At 76.2% G+C, this 3,260-nt stretch carries 3 protein-coding genes; all 3 read right to left on the reverse strand.

The features are described 5' to 3' along the window. Positions 1–48: 48 nt before the first annotated feature. The gene (locus tag ABZ914_RS49065; protein WP_500201473.1) at positions 49–798 is read right to left on the reverse strand and encodes an FHA domain-containing protein; all 750 of its coding nucleotides are present in this window, start codon (positions 796–798) and stop codon (positions 49–51) included. A 2-nt stretch (positions 799–800) separates the two neighbouring features. Next, entirely contained in the window at positions 801–2,156 is a 1,356-nt protein-coding gene (locus ABZ914_RS49070) for a vWA domain-containing protein (protein ID WP_500201474.1), read from the reverse strand. Beyond that, positions 2,153–3,260 (reverse strand): PP2C family protein-serine/threonine phosphatase (locus ABZ914_RS49075; protein ID WP_500201475.1); only part of this gene is annotated, 1,108 nt, incomplete at its 5' end. The genes ABZ914_RS49070 and ABZ914_RS49075, both read right to left, overlap by 4 nt.

The following is a 3,260-nucleotide window of genomic DNA, read 5'->3' on the forward strand; positions in this document are numbered from 1 at the left end:
GGCCGGACGGTGCGCCCGGCGGTCCTCCCGGCGCCTGCTGGACGGCCGTCATGTCGCCTCGTCTCTGGTCAGCGTGATGGTGGTCCAGGCGCCGACGTGGATGCGGTCGCCCGCGGACACGGGGACCTCCTCGTTCAGCGGGATCGGATCGGTGGAGCCGTTCAGGCAGGTCCGGTTCCGGGAGCCGGGGTCGACGAGCGTCCAGGAGCCGTCCGGCTTGGCCAGCAGCACGGCGTGGACGTGCGAGACGCCCGGGTCCTCCGGCGGCTCGCGCAGGTCGATCTCCGGCGGGGACGGCTGCGCCGAGCTGCGCCGCCCGATGCGGATCTGCTGCCCGGCGAGCGGGATCCGCCGCTCGGGCGCGTACGGCGGGAACGCCAGCGTCGCCGAGTCCGGGCCCTCCTCGGCGATGACCGCGTTGTAGTACTCGCGGTCGGCGGCCACCACGGCCGTCCAGCCCGTCGCGTTCGGCGCGGGCGGTGGAGGCGGTGGAGGCGGTCCCGGTGGTCCTGGGTGCGGTTCCGGCGGTCCTGGCGGTCCCGGGGGCGGGGGAAGGGGCCGGTCGGGCGTGGGCCTGCCGCCGCCGGTCGCGAAGTCGTAGCCGCAGATCTCGCAGAACCGGTCGGTGCCGGGCTCGCCGCAGTCGGGGCAACGCCGCTCCCCGGACGGTCCGGACGGCGCCGCAGGCCCCCCGCCGGACGGGGACGCGGGGGGCGCGGCGGGCGCGCCGATGAGCTCGCCGCAGTCGTCGCAGTAGTCCGCGGACCGCGAGGTGTGTCCGTTGGGGCAGATCGCCATGCTCAGCCCTCGCCCCGCCGCGTCGGGACGGTCTCGTCCTTGCGGGTCGTCGGGGTCTCGGCGCCGCGCGTCCGGACGGTCTTGGTGGAGCGGGTGTCGAGCGTCATCTCGTCGGCCTTGTCGACGTCGCGCTTCAGCCGGACGGTCCCGGTGACCGGGTCGACGACGTCCACGACGCGGCGCAGCAGCGCGGTGATCTCCTCGTTGCCGGCCTGGTCGGCGAGCACGACCGCGCGCCCGAGCCGCGCGGTGGCGGTGTCGACGTCGCCCTTGCCGCGGGCCTCCAGGCCCTCCTGGATGGCCTGCGCCAGCTCGGCCTGCCCGGTGTAGTCGGCGACCCGCGAGTTGATCTTGGTGGAGAGGGCCTCGTCGTCGGTCCACTGCGCGAGCACGTTCCCGGTCGCCAGCACCTGCGCCTCCTCGCCGGGGGCGCCCGGCACGACCAGCTTCACCCAGGCGGCGCGGACCTCCTTGCCGATCTCGCCGGGCGGCACCTCGACGCAGACGTGGTAGTCGCGGCTCTCCGCGCCCCACGCGCCGAGCGGGTAGTCGCCGGCCTGCGGCGCCGACTCCACCCGCTTGCCGCTGAGATCGTCCACCGACGGCATGACCTGCTTGACGAACTTCAGCGTCGCGGTCTTCGGCGTCCACACCCGCAGCGCCACGTCCGCGACGGCCTTGCCCATCGCCGCCTCCGTCATCGCCCGGAAGTCGGCGGCGAGGTCGTTGGTGTCGCGGATGAACTCGACGCTGCCGAGCATCGCGGACGCGATCCGGCGCAGCTCGGCGACCTCCCAGTCGGTGCCGATGCCGCGGCAGTCGCAGACGAACCGGCCCGCGCAGCGCGCCAGCGCGGCGTTGAGCTGCTCGGGCGTCTCGTGCTGGTTCTTGCCGTCGGTCAGCAGGATCGCCTGCCGGATCGCGCCGGGACGGGCGTCGAAGATCTGGTCGGCGAGCCGCAGCCACGACCCGATGGCGGTGCCGCCGGACGCCTTCAGCCGCTTCAGTTCCTGCTTGGCGCGCTGCCGGGTGCCGTCGGACGCCTTGACCAGGCCGGGCTGCTGCGGGAAGACCATCGACGCCGAGTTGGAGCCGGAGACGATGGCGAACTCGACGCCGTCGCGCAGCGTGTCCACCGCGGTCTGCGCGGCGGCGACCGCGGCGCGCAGCTTGCTGTCGGGGTACGACATCGAGCCGGACGTGTCGATGATGATCACCACGGCGGCGTCCACCGCGGACGGCGACGGCAGCGCCGGGCCGGTCGCCTCGACGGACACGATGGCGTGCACCTCGCGGCCGCCCGCGGGCAGGTACTTGTTCTGGTCGACCTTGATCGTGAATTGCGGCTGCTCGCTCATCGGTGCTGCTCCGTGCTCTCGGGGTGCGTGCGCGGGGGGACTGGGGGAGGGGGGAAGGGGATGACCGCGACGGTGATGTTGTCGCGCCCCCCGGCGTCGAGGGCGTGCCGCACGAGCGTCCGCGCGGCGCCGAGCGGGTCGGCGGCCGGGTCGGGCCGCTCGTTCTCGGCGGGTGCGCCCTCGGCGGCGCCCGCCGCCGCGTTCTCGGCGGCCGCCTCGGAGCCCTCGCCCGCCGCCGCCGGGTCGTGCGCGGGGGCGTGCTCGGAGCCGCCTCTGGGCCCGCCGAGGAGGGCCGCCAGGTCGGCGGCCGCGGGGAAGTAGTTCCACAGGCCGTCGCTGCACACCAGCAGCGTGCCGGGGCCGGTCGGGCGGAACGTCGCGACGTGCGGCCGGACCTCGCCCGCGTCCGCGCCCAGCCAGGCGGTGATGACGTGCGCGTTCGGGTGCGCCTCCGCCTCGGCCTCGGTCAGCGCGCCCTGCGCCACCATGATCGCTGCCCACGAGTCGTCCTCGGTGAGCTGCCGGGACGCGCCCAGCTCGGCCATGTCTCCCGTGTTCGGCTCGGTGTCGCCGGTGTTCGGCTCGGTGTCGTCCGCTCCGAGGCCGTCCGGCCGCGTCGCGTCCGGGCGGGTCTCCTCCTCGCCGGAGTCGGCCGTCCCGTCCCCGTCGGCGGACAGCCAGTAGGCCCGGCTGTCGCCGACCCAGCCGACGGTCAGGGCGCCGCCGCGCGTCACCGCAGACACGTACGTGCACGACGGCGCCTCCGACGGGGACGCGGCGAGCGCCGCGACCGCGTCGGCCGCCTTCAGCGCCGCCGCGCGGGTCGCCTCCTCGGGGTCGCGGCCCGCGTCCAGCAGCGCCGCCAGCTCGGCGGCGGCGGTGTCGGCGGCCGCGCGGGACGCCTCGTCCGGACGCTGCGACGAGCCGACGCCGTCCGACACGACCGCGACGACACCGGCGGCGTGCGCGGCGAGGGCGATCGCGTCTTCGTTGCGGCTGTAGCGGCGGGGGGGGGGGCTGGGGGCGGCGGGCGGGGGTGGGGGGGGGGGCGCTCTCGCGCGGGCGGGGGCGGCGCGCGGGGGCGGGCTGGCGGCAACCGCGCAG

The organism is Spirillospora sp. NPDC046719 (assembly GCF_040645715.1).
In the GTDB taxonomy this organism is placed as follows: Bacteria; Actinomycetota; Actinomycetes; order Streptosporangiales; family Streptosporangiaceae; genus Spirillospora.

Bases quoted from the DNA above. Each gene is read 5' to 3' on its own strand.
- ABZ914_RS49065 (WP_500201473.1), bottom strand. From the start codon at position 798: ATGGCGATCTGCCCCAACGGACACACCTCGCGGTCCGCGGACTACTGC.
- ABZ914_RS49070 (WP_500201474.1), bottom strand. From the start codon at position 2,156: ATGAGCGAGCAGCCGCAATTCACGATCAAGGTCGACCAGAACAAGTAC.